Annotated in this window: 1 pseudogene; it reads left to right on the top strand. The window is 57.4% G+C overall.

The annotated features are described in order from the left end of the window. Window positions 1-524 (top strand): annotated as a pseudogene (locus tag ACTHUR_RS18065) (primosomal protein N'); the annotation flags it as partial.

Below are 524 nucleotides of genomic sequence, written 5' to 3'. Positions count from 1 at the left end.
GACGGCCTTTTGACTTATTCCCATTCCGAGCCGCTCCCTCCGGGAACGCGGGTGCTTGTGCCTTTCCGCAATAAAACCGTGGTCGGGATTGTGTGGGAAACGGATATTGCGCCCGATATGGATGCGGCGCGGATTTTGAGTGTTCAGACGGCCTTTGTGGAAGAAAAACCATTACCACAAAGCTGGCGTGATTTGCTCTCGTTTACGTCGCGTTATTACCACTATCCGACGGGGCAGGCGGTGTTTGCTGCGCTGCCGCAGGGTTTGAAGGAAACGCGCGCGGTGGAAATGCCGCAGCCGCCGTTGTTTTACGCGCTGAACGAAGCGGGCAGGGCGCAAACGCCGCCGCCGGCGCGGTTCAACAAAAAAGCGGCTTTGTGGGACGCGCTATTGTCGGGCGGGATGACGATGGCGGCGTTGAAACAGGTAAACGCGCAGGCGGCGAAATTGATTGAGGATTGGGCGGAGCAGGGTTGGATTGAAACTGCGGAAGCGGCGAAACCCGTTTTAAGGTCGTCTGAATT

It is taken from the genome of Neisseria sp. P0021.S007, from assembly GCF_051956855.1.
This window is presented reverse-complemented; position numbering and strand designations above follow the sequence as displayed.